The 20,798-nt window shown below is 44.9% G+C and carries 12 protein-coding genes; 4 read left to right on the forward strand and 8 right to left on the reverse strand.

What is annotated here, in order from left to right:
• Positions 1-34: 34 nt before the first annotated feature.
• The 4 genes from AB4Z08_RS00110 to AB4Z08_RS00125 form a co-directional block, all read right to left on the reverse strand.
• Complete coding sequence (locus tag AB4Z08_RS00110) at positions 35-3,199, reverse strand: efflux RND transporter permease subunit (protein ID WP_441571730.1); 3,165 nt, start codon at positions 3,197-3,199, stop codon at positions 35-37.
• Between the two features lie 135 nt (positions 3,200-3,334).
• Positions 3,335-4,528, reverse strand: a complete 1,194-nt coding sequence (locus AB4Z08_RS00115; RefSeq protein WP_441571731.1) for an efflux RND transporter periplasmic adaptor subunit — start codon at positions 4,526-4,528, stop codon at positions 3,335-3,337.
• A gap of 343 nt (positions 4,529-4,871) precedes the next feature.
• Entirely contained in the window at positions 4,872-5,759 is an 888-nt protein-coding gene (locus AB4Z08_RS00120) for a helix-turn-helix domain-containing protein (protein WP_441571732.1), read from the reverse strand.
• Between the two features lie 102 nt (positions 5,760-5,861).
• Positions 5,862-7,982, reverse strand: coding sequence for an endonuclease MutS2 (locus AB4Z08_RS00125; protein ID WP_441571733.1), 2,121 nt, complete (start codon positions 7,980-7,982; stop codon positions 5,862-5,864).
• 431 nt (positions 7,983-8,413) lie between these two features.
• Between AB4Z08_RS00125 and msrA the strand changes: the two genes are divergently transcribed.
• From msrA to ygiD, 4 genes are all read left to right on the forward strand, one after another.
• Positions 8,414-9,058, forward strand: coding sequence for a peptide-methionine (S)-S-oxide reductase MsrA (gene msrA / locus AB4Z08_RS00130; protein ID WP_441571734.1), 645 nt, complete (start codon positions 8,414-8,416; stop codon positions 9,056-9,058).
• Positions 9,059-9,314: 256 nt separating this feature from the next.
• Positions 9,315-9,740 carry a hypothetical protein gene (locus AB4Z08_RS00135; RefSeq protein WP_441571735.1) on the forward strand — a complete coding sequence of 142 codons (426 nt, stop codon included), beginning with the start codon at positions 9,315-9,317 and terminating at the stop codon, positions 9,738-9,740.
• A 60-nt stretch (positions 9,741-9,800) separates the two neighbouring features.
• Positions 9,801-10,211 (forward strand): RrF2 family transcriptional regulator, encoded by a 411-nt coding sequence (locus tag AB4Z08_RS00140; protein WP_441571736.1) that lies wholly within the window; start codon positions 9,801-9,803, stop codon positions 10,209-10,211.
• Between the two features lie 37 nt (positions 10,212-10,248).
• On the forward strand, positions 10,249-11,070 hold the full coding sequence (gene ygiD, locus AB4Z08_RS00145) for a 4,5-DOPA dioxygenase extradiol (RefSeq protein WP_441571737.1): 822 nt from the start codon (positions 10,249-10,251) through the stop codon (positions 11,068-11,070).
• A 123-nt stretch (positions 11,071-11,193) separates the two neighbouring features.
• Here the strand turns inward: ygiD and AB4Z08_RS00150 are convergent, their stop codons facing one another.
• The 4 genes from AB4Z08_RS00150 to AB4Z08_RS00165 form a co-directional block, all read right to left on the reverse strand.
• Positions 11,194-13,587: an ABC transporter permease gene (locus AB4Z08_RS00150; protein ID WP_441571738.1), complete on the reverse strand. Its 2,394-nt coding sequence runs from the start codon at positions 13,585-13,587 to the stop codon at positions 11,194-11,196.
• Between the two features lie 157 nt (positions 13,588-13,744).
• Positions 13,745-18,376, reverse strand: a complete 4,632-nt coding sequence (locus AB4Z08_RS00155; protein ID WP_441571739.1) for a DUF3320 domain-containing protein — start codon at positions 18,374-18,376, stop codon at positions 13,745-13,747.
• Between the two features lie 284 nt (positions 18,377-18,660).
• The gene (locus AB4Z08_RS00160; RefSeq protein ID WP_441571740.1) at positions 18,661-20,514 is read right to left on the reverse strand and encodes an outer membrane protein assembly factor BamB family protein; all 1,854 of its coding nucleotides are present in this window, start codon (positions 20,512-20,514) and stop codon (positions 18,661-18,663) included.
• Positions 20,515-20,553: 39 nt separating this feature from the next.
• A complete protein-coding gene (locus AB4Z08_RS00165) occupies positions 20,554-20,796 on the reverse strand; it encodes a hypothetical protein (RefSeq protein ID WP_441571741.1) in 243 nt (80 codons plus the stop codon).
• Positions 20,797-20,798 lie beyond the last annotated feature (2 nt).

Genomic DNA, 20,798 nt, shown 5'->3' on the forward strand with positions numbered 1-20,798 from the left:
TTTTCTGATTCTGATAATAGATAATGCTAATATTTTAGTGTACCAGCTTTGCCTCATGTCCTGCTTCCACTTCCACTATCGGCTTACGGCTGATTTTCTCTTGCAGGAACTGGAAAATTACAAACAGCACAGGTATGATGAATACCCCCAGGACCACCCCGGTAAACATGCCACCTACAGTACTCCAACCTATTGAATGATTGCCTTTGGCAGATGCACCCTGTGTAAAGATTAATGGCATCATACCAACAATAAAGGCAAAGGAAGTCATCAATATTGGACGAAGACGAAGCTGTGCTGCTTCCAAAGCCGCCTCAACAAGCTTATAGCCCGCCCGTCGCCGTTGTAGGGCAAACTCCACAATCAGGATCGCATTTTTAGCCAATAACCCTATCAGCATGATCATACCTATTTGTACGTAGATATTGCCCTCTATGCCGCTAAAGCCAATGAAACTATATACACCTAATATACCCGTAGGTACCGTAAGGATTACTGCCAGTGGCAGGATATAGCTTTCATACTGTGCAGCCAGCAGGAAGAATACAAACAATACACTCAATAAAAACACGAACGCAGTTTGGTTCCCTGCCCTTATCTCTTCCCTCGTAATACCCGTAAACTCATAGGCATATCCTTGTGGCAATGCCTTTTTCGATACTTCTCCAATGGCTTTAATTACATCACCGGTGCTATAACCTGGTTTGGGTGTAGCATTAATGGTAACAGCAGTATACAGGTTGTTTCGTGTAACTGTTTCCGGGCCATATACACGTGTGAATTTGGCCACTGTGCTTACTGGTACCATCGTCCCCAGGTTGTTCTTTACATAAATAGCATCCAACGAACTTTTATCCATCCGGTATGAAACGTCGGCCTGCGCCATTACGCGGCTATATTTCCCGAAACGGTTAAAGTCTGAAACGAAACTACTACCATAATATGTTTGCAGCGTACTCAACAAATCACCAACAGATACACCCAATTGTTTCACTTTTATATCATCTATATCAATTGTGTACTGTGGATTACCTGTATTAAAAGTAGTGAACGCACTTGCCACTTCTGGCCGCTGACTTAATGCACCAACAAAACCCCATGCCGTTCCTGCTAATTTCTCCAGCGATCCGTTTGTTCTGTCCTGCAACATCATTTCTACCCCGCTCACATTACCGAAACCCTGTATTGTTGGAAAACCAACAAAAAAAGTTAAGGCATCATGTACTTGCATTGACTTGCCTAACAAACCGCCTGCAATAGCAGTAGGGTCTTTTACAACACCTCTCTCCTTGCGATCTTTTAACCTTACAAATACCGCAGCATTAGGGGAAGCGTTCGCATTTGTTACGAAGTTCATACCATTTGCAGCCCATACATCACTCACACCCTCATCTTTCATCACAATTTTACTAATCTGGCTCGTTGCATTCTCCGTTCTGCTAAGTGAACTACCAGGAGGTGTTTGGGTTATACCAACTACGAACCCTTGATCCTCATCTGGAATAAACCCGGTAGGTGTTGTTTTGATCAGCCAAACTGTTGCAACCACCACAAGCAATAACCCGGTAATGGCCACCCATCTGTTCTTCATCAGGAATTTGATGCTCCTTATATATCTTGCCGTCATGGCATTAAAAGCGGTATTAAACGCATCGAAGAAGCGGGCACCAAAACCTTTTTTCTTTCCACCTTCGCCTATATGCTGGTTCTTTAAGAATAAAGCACACAACGCCGGACTTAGCGTTAATGCATTCACCGCAGAAATAAAGATAGCAATGGCCAGTGTAAAGGCGAATTGTTTATAGAATACACCTGCAGGACCTTGTACAAAGCTCACTGGTACAAACACTGCTGCCATTACCAATGTGATCGAAACAATCGCACCGGATATCTCATTCATCGTTTTAACTGTTGCCTCTCTTGCCGGTAAATGCTCACGTTCCATCGTTGAGTGTACGGCCTCTACAACCACAATGGCGTCATCCACCACAATACCAATAGCCAGTACCAATGCGAACAATGTAAGCAGGTTAATGCTAAAGCCGAATAATTGTAAGAAGAAGAAGGTACCTATAATCGAAACAGGAACAGCAATGACCGGGATCAATGTAGAGCGCACATCTTGCAGGAAAATGAAAACCACGATGGCCACAAGAATGAACGCAATGATCAGTGTTTCTTTTACCTGGTCGATAGATGCATCCAAAAATTCCTTCGAGTTGTACATTATCTTAAACTTCATACCACCGGGTAACGCCTTATCAAACTCTCCAATCTGTCGTTCCAGTTCGGTAAGAATTTCATTGGCATTGGAGCCCGGTGTCTGCACAATACCAAAACCAGTAGCCGGTTTGCCATCAAGCAAATTCGAAGCAGTATAAGTATAGCCACCAAGTTCAACTCTGGCCAAATCTTTAAGACGAAGAACTGAACCATCGTTCTTTGCCTTAATCACCATATTTTCATACTCTTCAGGCTTATTTAACTTTCCCTTGTATTTAATAATATACTCGAAAGATTCTTTACTACTTTGTCCCAAACGCCCTGGTGCAGCTTCTACGTTCTGATCTTTGATCGCATTCATCACTTCTGCTGTAGAAAGATTATTCGCAACAAGCCGGTCGGGTTTCAACCAGATACGCATCGAATAATCTTTTGAACCAAATGGCTGTACCTGTGCCACCCCTGGTATACGTTGCAACTGAGGGATGATATTAATCCTTGCATAGTTATTTAAGAACAGTTCGTTATACTTAACGCTATCCTCGCTATATAACGCCACAAACATCAGGAAGCTGCTCTGTACTTTCTGTGTAGAAAGCCCCGCTTGTAATACTTCGGGAGGTAGCTGGCTATTAGCTTTAGATACACGGTTTTGTACGTTTACCGCCGCAATATCAGGATCCGTTCCTTGTTTAAAAAAAACCGTCAGGATGTAGCTACCATCGTTGTTGGAATTGGAGGTCATGTATGTCATGTTCTCCACACCATTTACCGATTCTTCTATCGGGGTAGCAACTGTACGGGCTATCACCTCCCCGTTGGCACCAGGGTAATTGGCTATAACCTGTACAGATGGCGGCGCAATCTCAGGAAATAAAGCCGTAGGCAGGGAGAATAAAGACAACCCTCCCAGTATAACCAATATGATAGAAATAACCGTAGATAAAACCGGCCTTTCAATAAATCGTTTTAACATAAATAACAATTATGGGTTGCGGTATGTCCGCACGAACACAAACAGTGCATGTGTGTAACAACACTGCCTGCGTCACAATTTGAATAATGTTTTGTGTAAACGTTCTTAGCACTGGCGTGCTTTCACGCTTATATTTTAAAGCAGCGGCTTTGCTTTCAACAAACTATCTGTAGATACCATCTGTGGCTGAATAACAACGCCGTCTTTTAAACCACCCATCATCAGGGTAGATTGAGAAGATAATACAATCTTATCCCCCACCTTTACGCCATCAGTAACAAAATAATAATTAGACGTTTTGCCAGAAATGGTGAGTGGTTTTGTAACGATTTTATTACTATCGGCCACTGTATAAACGAACACTTTGTCCTGCAATTCAAACGTTGCTTCCTGAGGAATTACCAATGCAGAAGCATGTAAAGTAGGTACTCTGACTTTACCGGTACTACCACTTCTAAGTACTCCCTGTGCATTAGGAAAGCTGGCACGTAAACTAATTGCACCAATAGTTTTGTCAAACTGCCCTTCCACTATTTCTACTTTTCCTTTTTCAGGATAAACACTTCCATCTGCCAGGATTAATTCTACTGCAGGCATTCCTTTTACTTTTTCAGCAACACTATTACCTGGATATTTTTCCTTGAATTTGAGGAAATCGGTTTCACTCAAAGAAAAATAAACACGCATATCCTTTACTTCAGAAATAATAGTTAATGCGCCTGCCATTCCTCTGCTAATAAGGCTTCCCGTTTTAAAGGGAATACTACCTACATAACCATCGCTAGGTGCGCTAATATTTGTGAACCCAAGATTGATACGGGCGGTTTCTACCTGGGCCTGTGCCTGGGCAACACTGGCTTTCGCTGAATTGTAACTTGCTTCGGCCGATTTTAATTGAACATCCGATACCACATTATTACTAAGCAGCGGTTTCAATTTATCAACGTTGATTTGTGCATTCGCTAATGCCGCTGTTGCAGCCTGTAAATTTGCAGTGGCATTGTTGAGTTGCTCTACATATGGTCTTCTGTCGATCGTGAAAAGTGTTTGACCTTTTCTAACGTACTCACCTTCATCTACTGAAATATTCGTTAGATAGCCGTCTACCTGTGGTCTTATTTCCACATCACGGGTTCCTTCTACGGAAGCAGAGAAATCCTGAAACGTTGTAGCAGGTAATGCAACTGCTTGAATTACAGGTAAAGATGCTGGTGGTGGTGCCTCATTTTTTGCCTGCGATGTACTACAGGCAGACAATACCGAAAGAACAAAAAAACTATAAAGTAAGCCTGCCGGCAAATTTGTAAATGTTGATTTCAATGGTTTCATACTACATTTTTTTTAACGACTAAAAATAAAATCCCCCGGCGCGACTCAGGCCAATAAAAGCAGCCTTGCTTCGCAGCGATCAATATCAATGACAGCAATCGGGTTGTGGTTATACAGGTAGGTAGCCCCGCGACACTCAAGGACATACAATGTTACAGCACATTATACGTTTGAGTACAGCAATATGTTACTACTGTAAAAAAGAAAATGAAGGTTTGCGGTTGGCCGCTAAAAAATTCTCATCGGTTTTCAAATTTTGAATGATGCACGGGCGACATCATTATTTTAAACACTATGCAAAAATAGATATTTAATGTTAACGGGCGTTTAAATTATTACGGGTTTAATTGTACTTTTCACGGATACTCTTTTGAAAAGAAGCCGGAGTGAATCCGGAATGCTTCTTAAAAAAGCGATTGAAATAGGCATCATCCTCGAAATTCAACTGCGCTGCAATCTGCTTTATAGAATGCTCACCCCAATACAGTAGCCGTTTTGCTTCCATAGTGCGCTTTTCATCAATGATGAATTTGGCATTCCTTCCCAGCAATGCTTTCACCGTGTCATTTAAATGCCCCGGTGAAACGTACAACATCTCGGCATAGTCAGATACCTGCGCTTTCTCATGAAAATGCTGATCTACCAGTATCTTAAACTGTCTGGCCATATTATATTGTGAACTCTCCGCATTCATCCAGTTACCGGTTGGTTCAGAGATACGTCCGCAGGCAATCACAAAAGCATTCAACAGGTTACGGATAATCGCTTCCTTCCGTAACTTACTGCTGTTATATTCCTTCCGGATCAGATCTGCATAAGCCAGCACCTCTTCCAGTTGCTCATGATTCAATGGTACCATCCCCGAACTGAATACACAACGCCAACAACTAACAACTCCCTGCATTTCCGGTACCAGGAAGTCGTTAGTGAAGTAAATATTTATCAGCTCAGCATCCTCGCTCATCTCATGCTGATGCACCTGGTTAGGTTCCATCAACATCAGGGCCGGCGCCTCCATATCATAATGCTTAAAATCAATAGACTGCCGGATGCGGCCCTTGATTAATATATCTATACTATATCCGTTATGCCGGTGAGGCACATTCATATCTCCTACACAAACTTCGGAACCATTCCACTCTCCCATGAAAAAGTTAGCACCATCCGCATAATCACAGTTATAAACCTGTACATCCGAAATTCGTGTTACAACACGTTCTAATACTTCCATTGGTTTAATACTTTATCGGTAATACACTTTTATTTTTGAATAGATAAAGATAGATGATTCTGTTTTGTTTGACCATCTATACGGGTATAGATATTAAGTATATCATTTCCCCTCATCTACCTTTTCAGCCGGCTTTTCCTGTACCAGTACCAGATCACTCAGCTTCACGTTGATAGGAATATTTCCAATCTTCACGATAGCCCGCTTATCACGGATCTCCAGCACTTTACCCACCTGTCGGTTAGTCACAATTTTCACCTGCATACCTACTTCTACCTGTCCTTTTATTTCCAGGAATTTGTCCTGCACCTTTTTATTGAGTTGCTCAGTATGCTGTTTTTCACGGCGGCGGAACAGGAGTATTTCGGCCTGCTTCATCACTTTCTCCTTGTCATCTGCACGTTTCCACTCTATCACAATCTGCTTCAGCTTCCGCTCCATATCTTTCAGATACTGCAGGTCATCTTCCTTTATCTGGTTCTGTAATTTCAACAGGGTATACTGCTGCTGCTTGCGTTCTTTATCTGCCAGTATCTCATACTCCTTCTTCAAACGCTCATTTTCCTTCAGTAATTTCTGCAGGTCTTTTTCCTTATTTTCTACTTTCTGCAGATCCTGTTCGGCCTTATTCAACAATTTATCCAGCTGGAAATGACCTTCATCTACCAGGCTCTTGGCGCGGGCAATCAACGAAGGATGCAACCCGATACGCTCCGCAATGGAGAATGTATAGGAGCTTCCCGGCTTACCGACCATGAGTTTATACATGGGCAGCAACGTTTCCTCATCAAAGCCCATCGCGCCGTTAATGATGCCCCTTACCTTATTGGCCATCACTTTCAGGTTAAGATAGTGCGTGGTCACTACGCCATAAGCATGTTTCTTGGCCAGTTCCTCCATGATCACTTCGGCAAAAGCACCACCCAGGTTAGGATCGGATCCACTCCCCAGTTCATCTATAAAGAATAGCGTTTTACCATTGGCGTTTTCCATGAAATACTTCATGTTCTTCAGGTGAGAACTATAGGTACTCAGCTCAAACTCCAGCGATTGCGTGTCTCCGATATGGATCATCAGTTGTTTGAAGATGCCCATCTGGGAGGATGGATGCACCGGCACCAGTAATCCTGATTGCAGCATTAGCTGTATCAGCCCGATGGTTTTCAGGGTAACGGTTTTACCACCTGCATTCGGTCCGCTGATCACAAGGATATGCGCATCCTTATCCAGGTTAATATTGACGGGTATTGTCGGCTTCTTGTTTTTCCGGTTATAGAGCAACAGCAACGGGTGGTACGCCTGTATCAGGTTTAGCTGGGCATGCGGCAGTAACATGGGGTAATTGGCATCCATGTCCAGTGCCAGCTTGGCTTTACCCCTGATAAAATCGAAGGTGCCCAGTATTTCGTGGTAGCTGTTCAGTAACCCGGAATAGCCACTCAGCGCCGATGTCATGGCTTTGAGGATACGGTATACTTCCCGGCCTTCTTCTCTTTCGAGCGATTGTATATCGTTATTGAGTTCTATGGTTTCTTCCGGCTCCAGGAAGGACGTTTTACGGGTATCTGATTCCCCGTGAATGAGTCCTTTTACCATCCGCTTATTTTCTGCATAAATGGCCACTACCCTACGTCCGTTCAGGAAAGCTTCCTCCTGGTCGGCCAGGTAATTGAGTTTCTGCAGTTTCTGGAGGATACGGTCAAATACCCGGCGCAGCTCCGTGCGTTTGCGGAACAACGACATCCTGATTTTGGCCAGTTCCTGGGAAGCATTATCCCTTACCTGTCCCAGTTCATCCAGCACCTCATCAATGGTGGCGGTGATCTTTTTTTCGTAATGGGTGTCTTTGATCACCTCAAAAAGCCCTCCGTACTGGATACGGCGGTCGTGATCGAAAAAGCGAACAATGCTGTGCATGCTTTCTGCCAGCTTACGCAGCAGCATGGCCTGTTCCCCGGTAAGTACGGCGCCTTCGATAGACAGCAACCGTAGTTCCCTCTTCAGGTTCAGGATGAAATCGTTCGGGAAATTCTCTTGCAACAGGGTAAGTTGCTTGTATTCATGTGCCTGTTGGAGGGCAGATTTAACGTAATCCATATGCGTGTGCAGGCGCAGTTCTGAGGCCATTTCCTTGCCTAGTTCTGTTTTACAATGCTCTTGCAGCAATGCCTGTACTTTGTCGAATTCCAACTGCATTAACGCAGATTCAGGAAAATATTTCAAGTGTTATTTATTTAAAGTAAGAAGGCACAAACAATCGTCCGTTGTTTGTGTCTGCGTAAAAGGTTTACGATCAGGGCGCGTAAATGCGCTGCCATCATGGTGGCGGGGAAAGCGTTATCCGGGAAATCTTAATTCTTGTTCATCGTATTTGTCATTATGCTATCAAACGTATCCGGTTAATGCCGGCTTATTATATCTATTCCTGCTGCTGCTGCTGACGTATGTTTATATGGCATCCATGAAGCCCCACGGGTTCCTGGAAACTCCAAAAGAATGTTAAAGTTACTTAACTTGTCGTACTCCTGCATCATATATTACGTAAATTATAATGGCTGCAGGCAATATAAAGATGCTCAGATAGACTGCAATCCCTCTACAGTGCTGATTTTGAGTCATATAAAGAAAAGCTGCATCTTTAAAATTTTATTTTTATGAGAAAATATTCAATCTTCATTTGTCTGATCGCACTGGCGCTTTTTGCCTGTGCCCAAAACAAAGACAAAGTACCCGGTGATATGGAGGTAAGCAAAAATCAAAAAACGGCCACCGCCACCTTTGGAGGCGGCTGCTTCTGGTGTACAGAAGCACAATTTCAGGAACTGGAAGGGGTCATTAAAGTGGAATCCGGCTTTGCCGGTGGAACAGTGCCTAATCCAACCTATGAACAGGTATGCACCGGTACTACCGGTCATGCAGAAGTAATCAGGGTTACCTACGACCCCGCTAAAATCAGCTATGAAGAGCTGCTGCAGGCATTCTGGCTCAGTCACGATCCTACCCAGCTGAACAGGCAGGGCAATGACGTAGGCACCCAGTACCGCAGCGTGATCTTCTATAATAGTGATGAACAGAAAGAAAAAGCGGAGCTATACAAGAAAAAATTGCAGGATTCCGGTGCATACGACAAACCTATTGTGACGGAAATAGCTCCCATGGGCACTTTCTACGAAGCGGAAGACTACCACCAGAACTACTATAACCAAAACGGTTCTCAGCCTTACTGCACCTTTGTGATCAAACCCAAACTGGAAAAATTCAGAAAGGCATTTGCAGGACACCTGAAAAAAGGACTGTAAACCTAAAGAAATACCTGACTGCCGCGGGAGCATACCATATGCTTCCCGCGGCATTTTTATTACCTTTTATGATCAAAATACCCGCTATCCTGCCATAAAAGCCGCTAAAACGACTTAAATGTATTACTAACGGCTACTGCCTACTCGTAAAAAGCCTATATTACACCCTCTGTTACATTTTGCCAGCAGCCAAAAGATAAAAGCTAAAAAACTTTTATTAACTTATACAATAGTAAAATAAAAAGTTCCACCATTAATGAGCACTGAACTAACCTGTCCCTGGTGTGGGAGTCCCGATGTCATACGTACTATTCCAGAAAAAGACCCATTCCACGTAATGATGGTCTGCCAGCAATGCCAGCGGGTCATTTCCGGTTCCGACACGGATCACAGTTCTATCCAGAGAAATAAGGCTGCCAAACGTAACATCGAGGAAAAAGTGCTGCAGCTTTGTATGAATACCGGCAAAATCATGGGGATAAAATACTACCTGGGAGAAATGAATAAGCTGCCCGGTAATAAAATAGGTCTCCACGAAGCTAAAGAGGCCGTAGAGGCCCTGCTGAATGCCCGCGGCCTTAGCAACACAGTAAAAAAACCTAACAGAAACGGCTGCGTCATCGCACTGATTGTGCTGGTACTTATTATTGCCAGTATTGTTTACTTCTACACCAGCCGCTGACAAATTTTTCCATTTGCGCTGATTATCGTACTTTTGTACTGTAATAAAGACAATTACAGAATGAATAACGGCAGATTTCCCATTTCAATGCATATACTTACACTGCTTGCCAGTGCGAACGGGGAGCTGTTGTCGTCTGACTATATTGCCGGCAGCATTAACATCAATCCCGTACTGGTACGCAAGGAAATCAGCAACCTGCGTAACCACGGGCTGATAGAAAGTAAAGAGGGGAAAAACGGCGGAGCTACCCTGGCCAAACCAGCGGATAAAATTCAGCTCTCAGAAGTATTCCATGCTGTACAACAGGCATCACTACTGGGAAACAGTAAAAATAACCCCAACCCGGACTGCCTGGTGGGCAAACAAATCAAACAACACCTCGATCATCTCTATATAGAAATTGAAGGTGCATTGCTGCACAAATTAGAAAAAATGAGCCTGGCCGACTTCTTAGGCCAGTTCCAATAATTTTATCATCAAAGGCATTGCTGCCAGGAGGAATAGCATGCAACTCAACGATCTCAGGAATATTACCAGCGAATTTAAAAGTACCAGCCAGATGCCCGTCATGTTCATCGGTCATGGTAATCCTATGAACGGCATCAGCGACAACGCTTTTACCCGCAGCCTGGGAAAAATGGGACAGGATTTGCCCCAGAAGCCCAGCGCCATACTCGTCATTTCCGCCCACTGGCTGACCAAAGGCACACATGTACTGGTAGCCCCGCACCCGGAAACCATCCATGATTTTGGTGGCTTCCCGGAAGCATTGTACGCTGTACAATACCCCGCTCCGGGCGCACCGGAACTGGCCAGGGAAACAAAACAACTGATCACATCCACCAATGTAACAGAAGATGACCAGTGGGGCCTTGACCATGGCTCCTGGACAGTCTTGAAACATATGTATCCCATGGCGGATATCCCGGTATATCAGCTAAGTATCGACTATCACCAGCCACCGGAATATCATTTCAAGCTGGCCGCAGAACTGAAAGCCTTACGCAACAAAGGCGTACTGATCATGGGTAGTGGCAACATTGTACACAATCTCCGGCAGATCTCATTTTCCGAAAATGCCCAACCATTTGATTGGGCGGTTTCCTTTGATGCAACCGTAAAACAGAAGCTGGAACAGGGCGCATTCAACGACCTCGTAAATTACCATACCCTGGGCAGGGAAGCACAATTGTCTATCCCTACCAATGATCATTATCTTCCTATGATCTATACTCTCGGTCTGGTAAATAAAAATGAAGAAATACAATTCACTTACGAAGAAATACAGAACGGCAGTATTAGTATGCGCTGTTTTAAAACAGCGTAAAAAGAATTACGAATTAGGAATTACGAATTTGCAGATAGATAGTAAACGCGGGTATTATCCTACGTTGTCTACCTGCAAATCCGTAATTCGTAATTCCTAATTCGTAATTCCTAATTCCTTCTCTTACTCCGCCCGCAAACTCTTCACAGGATTAGCCATGGCAGCCTTTAAGGCGTGAAAACTTACGGTTGCCAGGGCAATCACTACAATAGCGCCTCCCGTCAGCACAAATACCCATATACTGATACCTACGTGATAGGCAAAATGACTGAGCCAACGATCCATGATCCACCAGGTAATAGGGAAAGCCAGGGCAGCAGCTATTAACAACAACTGCAGAAAATCTTTCGATAACATACTAACAATGCTGCCGGCAGAAGCACCCAACGTTTTACGTACCCCTATTTCCTTGGTTCGTTGTACAGCCGTGAAAGCCGCCAGCCCAAAGAGTCCCAGACAGGCAATAAATAATGCCAGCATGGCAAACAACATAAAAATAACTTCCTGTTTCTGCTCTCCCGCATATTGCTTCGCAAAATTCTGATCAATAAAACTATAGCTGAAATTATGCGCAGGGTCAAAAGTATGAAACACCTTTTCAATATATGCAACGGTAGCAGGAACGCTGGTTTTGCTGACTTTTACATACACATTATCCTGGTCCGCCGCCCTGGCAGGCATCTGTAGCACCAGCGGTGCTATTTTATGCTGCAGGGAGTAAATATGAAAATCCTTCATAACGCCCACCACTACACGCTCCTCACGTGCACCGGAAGCGTCCTTCAATAACTGTACCCGCTTGCCCAACGGCTGATCCCAGTGCATTGCCTTCACCAGCGTTTCGTTTACAAGTACTGCATGAAGCTGATCAGATTCACCTGTGTCTGAAAAATTACGCCCGCTCTGCAAAGTAATGCCCATCGTTTTCAGATAATCTGCATCTGCCATGTAATTCTGGGCCATATAGGTAGATGTCTGCATACCATTATTACCTTCGAAAAAGTAACCATGTCCGCCAATATTATTTCCGCCAATCGGATTGCTTGCCGCCGAAACCTGCTGTACCAAAGGATTACGGAGCAACTGTTCTTTCAACGCCGGTAGCCTGTTACGCATCTGCTGATCAGGAATATGAAAGGACAACACCTGATCTTTATTAAAGCCCAGATTTTTCTGCATCACATATTGCAGCTGATCATATGCCACCATAGTACTGGCGGTTAATACAATCGCAATAACAAACTGGAACGTCACCAGCCCTTTACGGAAACCTGCATGACTACTGCCTCCCAGCTTACCTTTTAATGAATTGATAATCCTGAAACCAGACATAAATACTGCCGGATAAATACCCGCCAGCAAACCGGTTAACACAGACAACATCGCCATCACACCCAGCGTTTTAACCACGCCGAACTGCCACAGTATAATATTGGAATTAGTAAAAGTATTGAACCAGGGCAACAACAAAGCTACCAGCCCCGTAGCCACCATCGCGGAGAAGAAAGTGAGCAACATAGATTCTACCAGGAACATACGTGCAATATCCTCTCTGCCTGAACCCATACTCTTACGCACCCCTACTTCTTTAATACGCCCGCTGGCACGGGCGGTGGCGAGGTTCATATAATTGATGCAGGCAATCAACAGCGTCAGCAATCCAATACAAAGAAAAATATAGATGTAAAGAATATTTCCATTGGAAGACATTTCGTAATCAAGATGGGAATACAGGTGAATGTCCTGCACCGGTTGCAACTCCATTTTATAGGTGGCATTTCCCATTCGGGGCTTCAGATACCGCTCAAAAAACATTGGCAGCTTGGCTTCCAGCTTATTCACATCGGCACCCTGCTGCAATAACAGGTACGTATATACGTTAAAATCCTGCCAGCCATTTTCATTGTAGTGAGGTGGTAATAACCGTAATGCACTGAATGAAAAATGTGAATTACCAGGAACATCCTCCATCACCGCAGTGACAGCATACACAGTACTATCTTCCGTTAACACCGTTTTCCCAATCGCGTCAGATGCACTGCCCAATAACTTTTCCGCCAGACTGCGTGTTAACACCAATGAATTAGGCTGGGATAAAGCACTGATGGCATCACCGGCCACAAAAGGAAAATCAAACACGTTGAAAAAAGTACTGTCCACAAAAAGCATATCCCCTACTTCCAGTTTCTTTTCGCCATACTTTAATGCAGCACCTCCTTCCGGATCTATCCTCGTGGTTTGTTCTATTTCCGGATAATCCTTCTTCAATACGGCAGCAAAAGGCGCGGAAGTGGTAGCCAGGTTGAGGTTCCCGCCAGACCAGGTAGCATGGTTAACAGCCCGGTATATGCGATCGGCTTGCGGATAAAAATTATCGTAACTGGTTTCCCGATGTACATACAACAGCAACAACCAGCACGCGGCTAAGCCAATAGCCAAACCAGCTATATTGATCAGTGAATAATATTTATAACGGAGCAGGTTGCGCCAGGCAATAAGGAGATGATTACGAAACATCCTGATAAATTTAATGATGAATCCAACCCCACAAAACTTTCTTCCCGAACACATGGAAAGAAAAAACATGCCACGCCTCTCAACCTTTCAATACCAGGATCAAACAAATATAAATTAATGAATACGTGTTCGGTTTTGATACAGCTCCTGTACGATATTATGGTTTCAGCAACTCTCCTTCCAGCTGCACCCCTTTATTTTCCACACTCATATCAATAGCTTTCAGGATTTCTTCCTTCATTTCTTCTGTCACCCGGCTATAACCAAACATCTTAGCGATAAAAGGCACGGCATCTTCCCGCTGGATAGCAACGGCATCTTTTACTACCTTCTCCAGCGCTACGCCGATTTCTTCCGCCGCAATATAATTGATCTTACGGGCGGCAGCCGGCAAATGGCTACGGTTACGCACCACAGGTGTACTGAGCGCAGTATCCCAGAGGAACTGCCCCTTTATTTTTATTCTTTTGCTGGCGTCAGAATGCCGGACCGCATGACGTAATATCTCCCGGATACGGGGACCTACCCTTGTAATACCCGCTGCTTCTACCATACGTCGGGCTAATTCGTCAAAATGCACGGGGCTTTCTACTACCACTACCTGCTCTATCCAGTTACATAGCTGCCCAATGGGAGAAAGATGGAATTCCTGCGCCCTGATTTCCTCCGGCAGCACCGCTGTTTCATATACCGGTATGATGGCTTCTGTTGTTGCCACTGCTTCCCGCGTCAGGGCCGGCGCCGTTTCTTTGATCACATCTGCGGCCACCTGATCATCAATCGCCACAGCGGCCTTCACTTTTTCAATAGCCGCTACCAACCGGTTCAATTCCCGCTCCGGATTCCGGAACCAGTCCGTACTCCACACCCGGTATATCTTCCAGCCGATGGCCTCCAGCACCTGCTGCCGCAAACGATCACGGTCGCGGGCCGAACGGGCAGAGTGATAAGCAGCGCCATCGCACTCAATACCCAGTAAATAACGACCCGGATTTTCCGCGTCTACAATAGCGAGATCAATAAAAAAACCTTTTGATCCTACCTGTTTACGTACAATATATCCTAACGCTTCCAGCTTGGCAGCTACATTTTCCTCGAAGGGACTATCCGCCGGCAAGCCTGTTTCCGCCGTCATATACAGCTTACCATGTTGCGCGAAATAGAGGAAGTTCTTCAACGACTGAATCCCATAACTTTTGGTTTTGCTTACATCAATATCATCTGCGGTGATATTGGTAAACACTTCACAACGTGTTTTCGCGCGCGTGATCAGTACATTGAGCCTTCTTTCACCGCCTTCATTATTCAGCGGGCCGAAAGACATGGCTACATAACCTTCCTCCGTACGTCCGTAACCGATAGAAATAAAAATTACATCCCGCTCATCTCCCTGCACATTTTCGAGGTTCTTTACAAAGAAAGGTTCGTCCTGATGCCCGCTGAAAAAGGATTCCAGCTCCGGAGATTTCCTGCGGCGTAATTCCAGCGCATCACTGATGGCTTGTCTTTGTGAAGTACTAAACGCCACCACACCTAAACTCAGCCCCGGATTTTTGCGGGCATGTTCCATCACCGCATCCGCTACTATCTCCGCTTCCTTAGGGTTAGTACGGGTTTTACCGCGATCATAGGCGGTATCTTTCAGATGATGAAAAACCAGTCCTTTCTGTTCTTTAGAGCCGGGGCTGGGGAATATGACTAACTTATTTTCGTAAAATTCATGATTGGATAAGGTGATCAGTGATTCATGTCTGCTCCTGTAATGCCAGCGCAGCATACGTTGCGGAGCGCCTTGTGCATCGCATAATCCCAGAATACTCTGCATATCTGCAGTTACATTTTCTTCATCATCTACCTCTTTGGTCAGTGAATCAAAGAAACTGGTAGGTGGTAATTGTTTGTTATCGCCTACTACTACTAATTGTTTGCCGCGCAGTATGGCGCCCAAAGCTTCTACAGGCTTCACCTGGCTGGCCTCATCAAAAATAACGAGATCAAATTCCAGTGTTGCCGGAGGTAAAAAATTAGCGATAGACAAAGGGCTCATCATAAACACCGGCTTAATGGCCTGTATAGCCAAACCCGCTTCCTGCATGAGTTTGCGGATAGGCATATGACGTGCTTTCTTATTAAATTCTGTGCGGAGCATATTTACCTGTCCACCGGCATCTGCACGTGGCATTTGTTCCCAATGTTGTAAAGCAGCACGGGCACGGTTATATTGCAGGTTCAGCACATCTAGTTTGCGGAACTGCTGTACCATTTCCTCATGACCGCCGCGTTCAAATTTACGCAGGGCAGGTTGCGATTTCACCGCCGTTTCTACCAGGTATTCATACCATGTTTTCAACAGGGCTGTTTTTAGCAGCAAATGCCCACCATTCCAGTCCAGTACTGGTGTAATCAGGCATTCCAGGTTTTCCTGTATAGCCGTATCCGTTATATTGTTCCAGGAAATAAGGTGATGTATTTCCGGTAATTTATCTGTCCATGTTTGCAGCGTAGTTTGTTGTTCGGTAAACAATATCGGGTAATGGCGGCTGTTCATTTCCAGTTTTTGTAAGACAGCCCCGCTGCGTTGCTGCTGATCCTGCAATAAGCGCAACAATTGCTCTTTGTCTGTCAATGCTGCTGCCGCATCCCGGTTACTTTGCAGGTAAGTGGCAACTGCTGCCGGGCAGGTACCTGCCGCAATACGTTTATGCATATCCGTGAGATATACCGTAGCAGTTTGTAATGCTTCCCAGTCGGTCTGCGATTTCTGCCAACGACTGCCGAACAGTGTTTTACCCAGTGCAGCATGTTCTTTCAGCAAGGCATCCTGTCTCCGGAACTCCATGATGGCATCTACATACTGTAGTTTTTCTTCATTATTGCCGGGCAGCGGATGTTTGCACAATGCGGCGAGTTGCCGGTTACTCCTTTTATAGGCGCCAATCAGGAACTTATACCACTTACCACCATGTGCCAGCAGATCCTGCCGGATCTCCATCACATTTTGTTCCCAGGCTTCCGGAATAAAAATATCCTGGTATTGCTGTTGTACCGCTGTTGCCGCCACACCTGCTGTCAGCCATTCTGCAATATCCTGCTGATGCAGCATCCAGGCATTATTGGTGATATCAATCTCCTGCAGATCCGGCTGTTGTGATAGCAGCTCACATATGTTTATCAGTACTGTAGTAGCTGGAATATCTTTGGGAGATGGGATCCCGATTTTTTGAGCGATCGCAGTGGTCGCCTGCAGAAGTGCTGTTAGTGCTGCCGACGCTGCTGTGAGTAAATTGGATAAAGCCACCTGCTCGTGTGGCAACAGCACCGTCAGTTCACTACCACGGAAAGTCAATGCGGCAGGCACTCCAATTTCCTGGAGACAGGCCTGTATGCGCAATGCCATAGCGGTGGCCTTGTTCATTGCCACAGCGTCCCAGTCTCCTATTTGCGTTAACTGTATGGCCGGTAAAGTGATCCCGGCAGTTTCTTCGTTTAACCGTAACAGGTAGCCTATTACCTGGTGAACCGTCAATCCACTTTTTTCAATGGCACCATTCACCGACAGGCAATAGTCATTCAATTCTTTTTTATAACCATCTAACAGTAATACTTCTTCCTGGAGTTTCTGGATAGAAGGGCGGCCCAGTTCCAGTACCCGCCGCAGCTCCTGGTGCAGTTCTTTTTTATTGGCTTTATGGCTGTGTAATTCCAGGCAGGCTTCTCCCAGTTGAATATTATCCAGTCTGCGTTTCACCACTTCCAACGCCGCCATTTTTTCGGCTACAAACAACACTTTCTTCCCCCGGCCAATGGCATCAGCGATAATGTTGGTAATCGTTTGAGATTTCCCGGTACCCGGAGGCCCCTGTATCACCAGGTTACGTCCTTCCTGCACGGCCAGCATGGCCATGATCTGGGAACTGTCGGCATCTACTACCTGGAACAGTTCATGGGCTTTGGTATCATGATCAATAAAGGCATCTTCCGGTATTTGCGGAGTATCATCTGAAAAACCGCCACCAAAAAGACTTTGAATAATCGGGTGTGTGAGTATATCATCTTCCTGTTGCCATTTGGAGGCGTCCAGGTCGTTGTAAATCATAAACTTACCAAAAGAGAAAAAGCCCAGCTCAATGGCATCGGGTGCTACTTTCCATTTGGGCATCACGTCTACCGCTTCGGCTACTGCCGCCAGGTAAGCGTTAACATCAAAATCTTCTGTATCCGGCAGGTCCGGTATGTGAATATTAAAATCTGCCTTCATTTTTGCCTGCAGGGAAATGTTGGCGCCTACTTCTTCCAGAGAATATTTCAAACGGAAACGTTCCCGCGCACTGGACCTGTCCAGCGACACCGGCACCATGATTAATGGCGCCAGCCGGGCTTCCTCACTACCTGCTTCTTCATACCATTGCAACATGCCGAGGGAAATGTAGAGGATATTCACCCCTTGTTCTTCCATGCTCATGCGGGCAGCATAATACGTATTCAGCAATTTCGCATGCAGATTCACCTGGTTTTCATTCGTCTGCAAACGGGTATCACTATACGCTTCTTTAGACACCGGTTCATTATATTCCACCACTTCTTCGTCCTGCTTTTTTTCAGGCCGTCCGAGGAAGGACATAGTTTTATTTTCCCTCACCAGTATATCATAAATGGCGGCGGATTGTTCCTCTACAATATGTAAACCTTTGCCTACGGGCACCTTGTAATTCAACAATGGATTCCTGAGACCTAAATCCAGTAATTCCTTGCGGGAAGATTCAAGCCTGGTTAATATGGATGCGATCATAATAGCAATAATGAAAAACGCTACAAATATAATTTTAATAAACGGTGAACATCGGTAAGAAGTATATAAATGCAGAAAATCCTGCTTTTTATTATGCCGGAAGAATTTCCGGTGATTATTCACTAAAAGGAATATAATTATATTTGGCCCTGAAACCAAACCCCGTCCTACGGTTCAGGACATTTATCTATAAAGCGGGTAGAAAAATGATATCACTGAAATTGAAATAAAAAAGGATCAGTTCTTACGCTGATCCTTCCTATTTTTCGTTCCTGATAAGCTGTTTAATACCGGAGTAACGCCAGTTTCCCATCCATGGTGCTTACCAGCACCTGCTTATCTCCTACAGGTAACACTTCATTTACCAGGCAGTTAGATAATTTGAATTTCCACAACAGGGAATGATCCTTTGCATTTATCGCATACACCACACCTGAGTGAGTAGGTACATAAATCACCTGGTCCCGCTCTACCGGTGCGGCCGGATCCAGCTCGTAGCCTATTTCCACGGGCGACTGCCACAACAACTGCAAACTATCTGCCCTGGTAGAAACACCGTACAGGCGCCCCTCCATCGTTTTAATAAATACTTCACTACTATCGGCGGAGAGCCCCAACGATTCCCGCATTCGTACATCGGGTCTGGATTTGCGCCATATCACGTCACCGGTAGCAGCATTAAATGCTGTCATAAATCTATCAGGCGCCACTATAAACACTTTATTATCCGCCGCCACCGGCCAGCAGGCTGCCGGAGAAAACATCCGGTTAGCAGCACCATTATTCCATTTCCATTTTAATGCGCCGGTATGTCCGTCCAGGGCATAGAAGTCGTTCCCCCAGCTACCGAAGTAAATATTACCCTGGTAAAAAAGCGGCTTGTCTTCCACAAACCCGTTCACATCCGCATACTCCCATATCAGTTTCCCTGTATTCAAATCAATTGCCCTGAAATGCCCGTCTGATGAACCGGTATAAGTAATTCCATCCACAATCCGGGTGCTTGCTACCAATGGTTTATCCGTCTCAAACTGCCATAGCAATTTACCATTGGCGGCATTCAGGCAGTAAATAAAATGATCGGAAGACCCTACTACCACTTTATTGCCAGCGACTACCGGGGTCGCATATATTTTTCCTTTGGTAGAAAAAGTCCATTTTTTCCGGCCGCTCTTTTGCTGTAACGCATAAATTTCACCAGCGGTATTGGTAGAGATAATAAGATCTCCATAGAGTGCCATGCCTCCGCCGATATCACTGTTGTCCTGGTAAACCCAGGCCGTTTTTACATTTGGAAAGGAATCATTCATCGCAAAAGAAGGCCGGGGAAATGCCGCCTTACCCGTTCCTGCTGCGTGGCTGGACAAAGATACTTCTGCCCATGGTCTGTTCCTCGCAGCTACAGGAGTTCTTTCTTCAAAAGCAGCTTTACCATTAGTGATGGCAACGATATTATACCCACCAATGCTGTCTTTCGCACGAAGATTAGAACGACACATTACACCGGGTATCTCCTCAAAATCAAATACACGGTTTGCATGCCCATGGCCACAAAGTATCAGCTGGATATTGTGTTGCTTCAACCGGTCTATGGCTTCATACCAATTATTCAGGTCTTCATTCTGTGGATAATGATTAATGTAGATAATGGGCATCGCTTTATCTTTCCCTTTCAGGATATCATCCAGCCATACAATATTTTCGCGGGGCACCTGTCCGGGCCCCATCCGCATATTTGGGCCACTGTTGGTACCAATAAAATGATAACCTCCATAGCTAAACGAAAACGTTTCATTGCCAAATACTTTCCGGAAAGTATTACCCCCACTTTCAGACCATTTGGTATCGTGATTACCGGGGATGATATACCAGGGCTTATGCAGCCCGTCCAGCACGGCTTTGGCCTGTCGTAGTTCTGCATCTGCACCAAATTCGGTGATATCACCGGATATGATCACAAAAGCAAGATCAGGTTGACTGTTAATATCGTTCACTGTACGTTGCAGATCTTCCAATGCATTGTCACTGCCTACATGTGTATCAGATACCTCGGCAAATTTAAAAGTGGTCTGTGCCTTTGCTTGCAAAATGCCGGTTAACAATAGCATCCCTGCCAATAACTTCGGATAAAATTTCATGTACTCCATTTATGTTAGTACAGTAAGTGATGATATGCCTCAGTCATTCGCCATTCTGAAGCCACTCTGCCGGCTTTTATACTTGTCGGAACTGCGATGTTTGATTAAGTTCAAATCATCTTCCAGTTGCTTTTCATCTTCATATTTCCATTCCACGCTTTTGTCCTTGGAATAATGAAACTGAATGGATTTTTTATCCGCTGCAATTTCTATGTCGGTTACAAATTCCAGGTTGATGAAAATATGTGACTGCGGGGCGCATGATTTTATAAAGTCTGCCATGG

The organism is Chitinophaga sp. RAB17, from assembly GCF_052114225.1.
Classification (GTDB): Bacteria; Bacteroidota; Bacteroidia; order Chitinophagales; family Chitinophagaceae; genus Chitinophaga.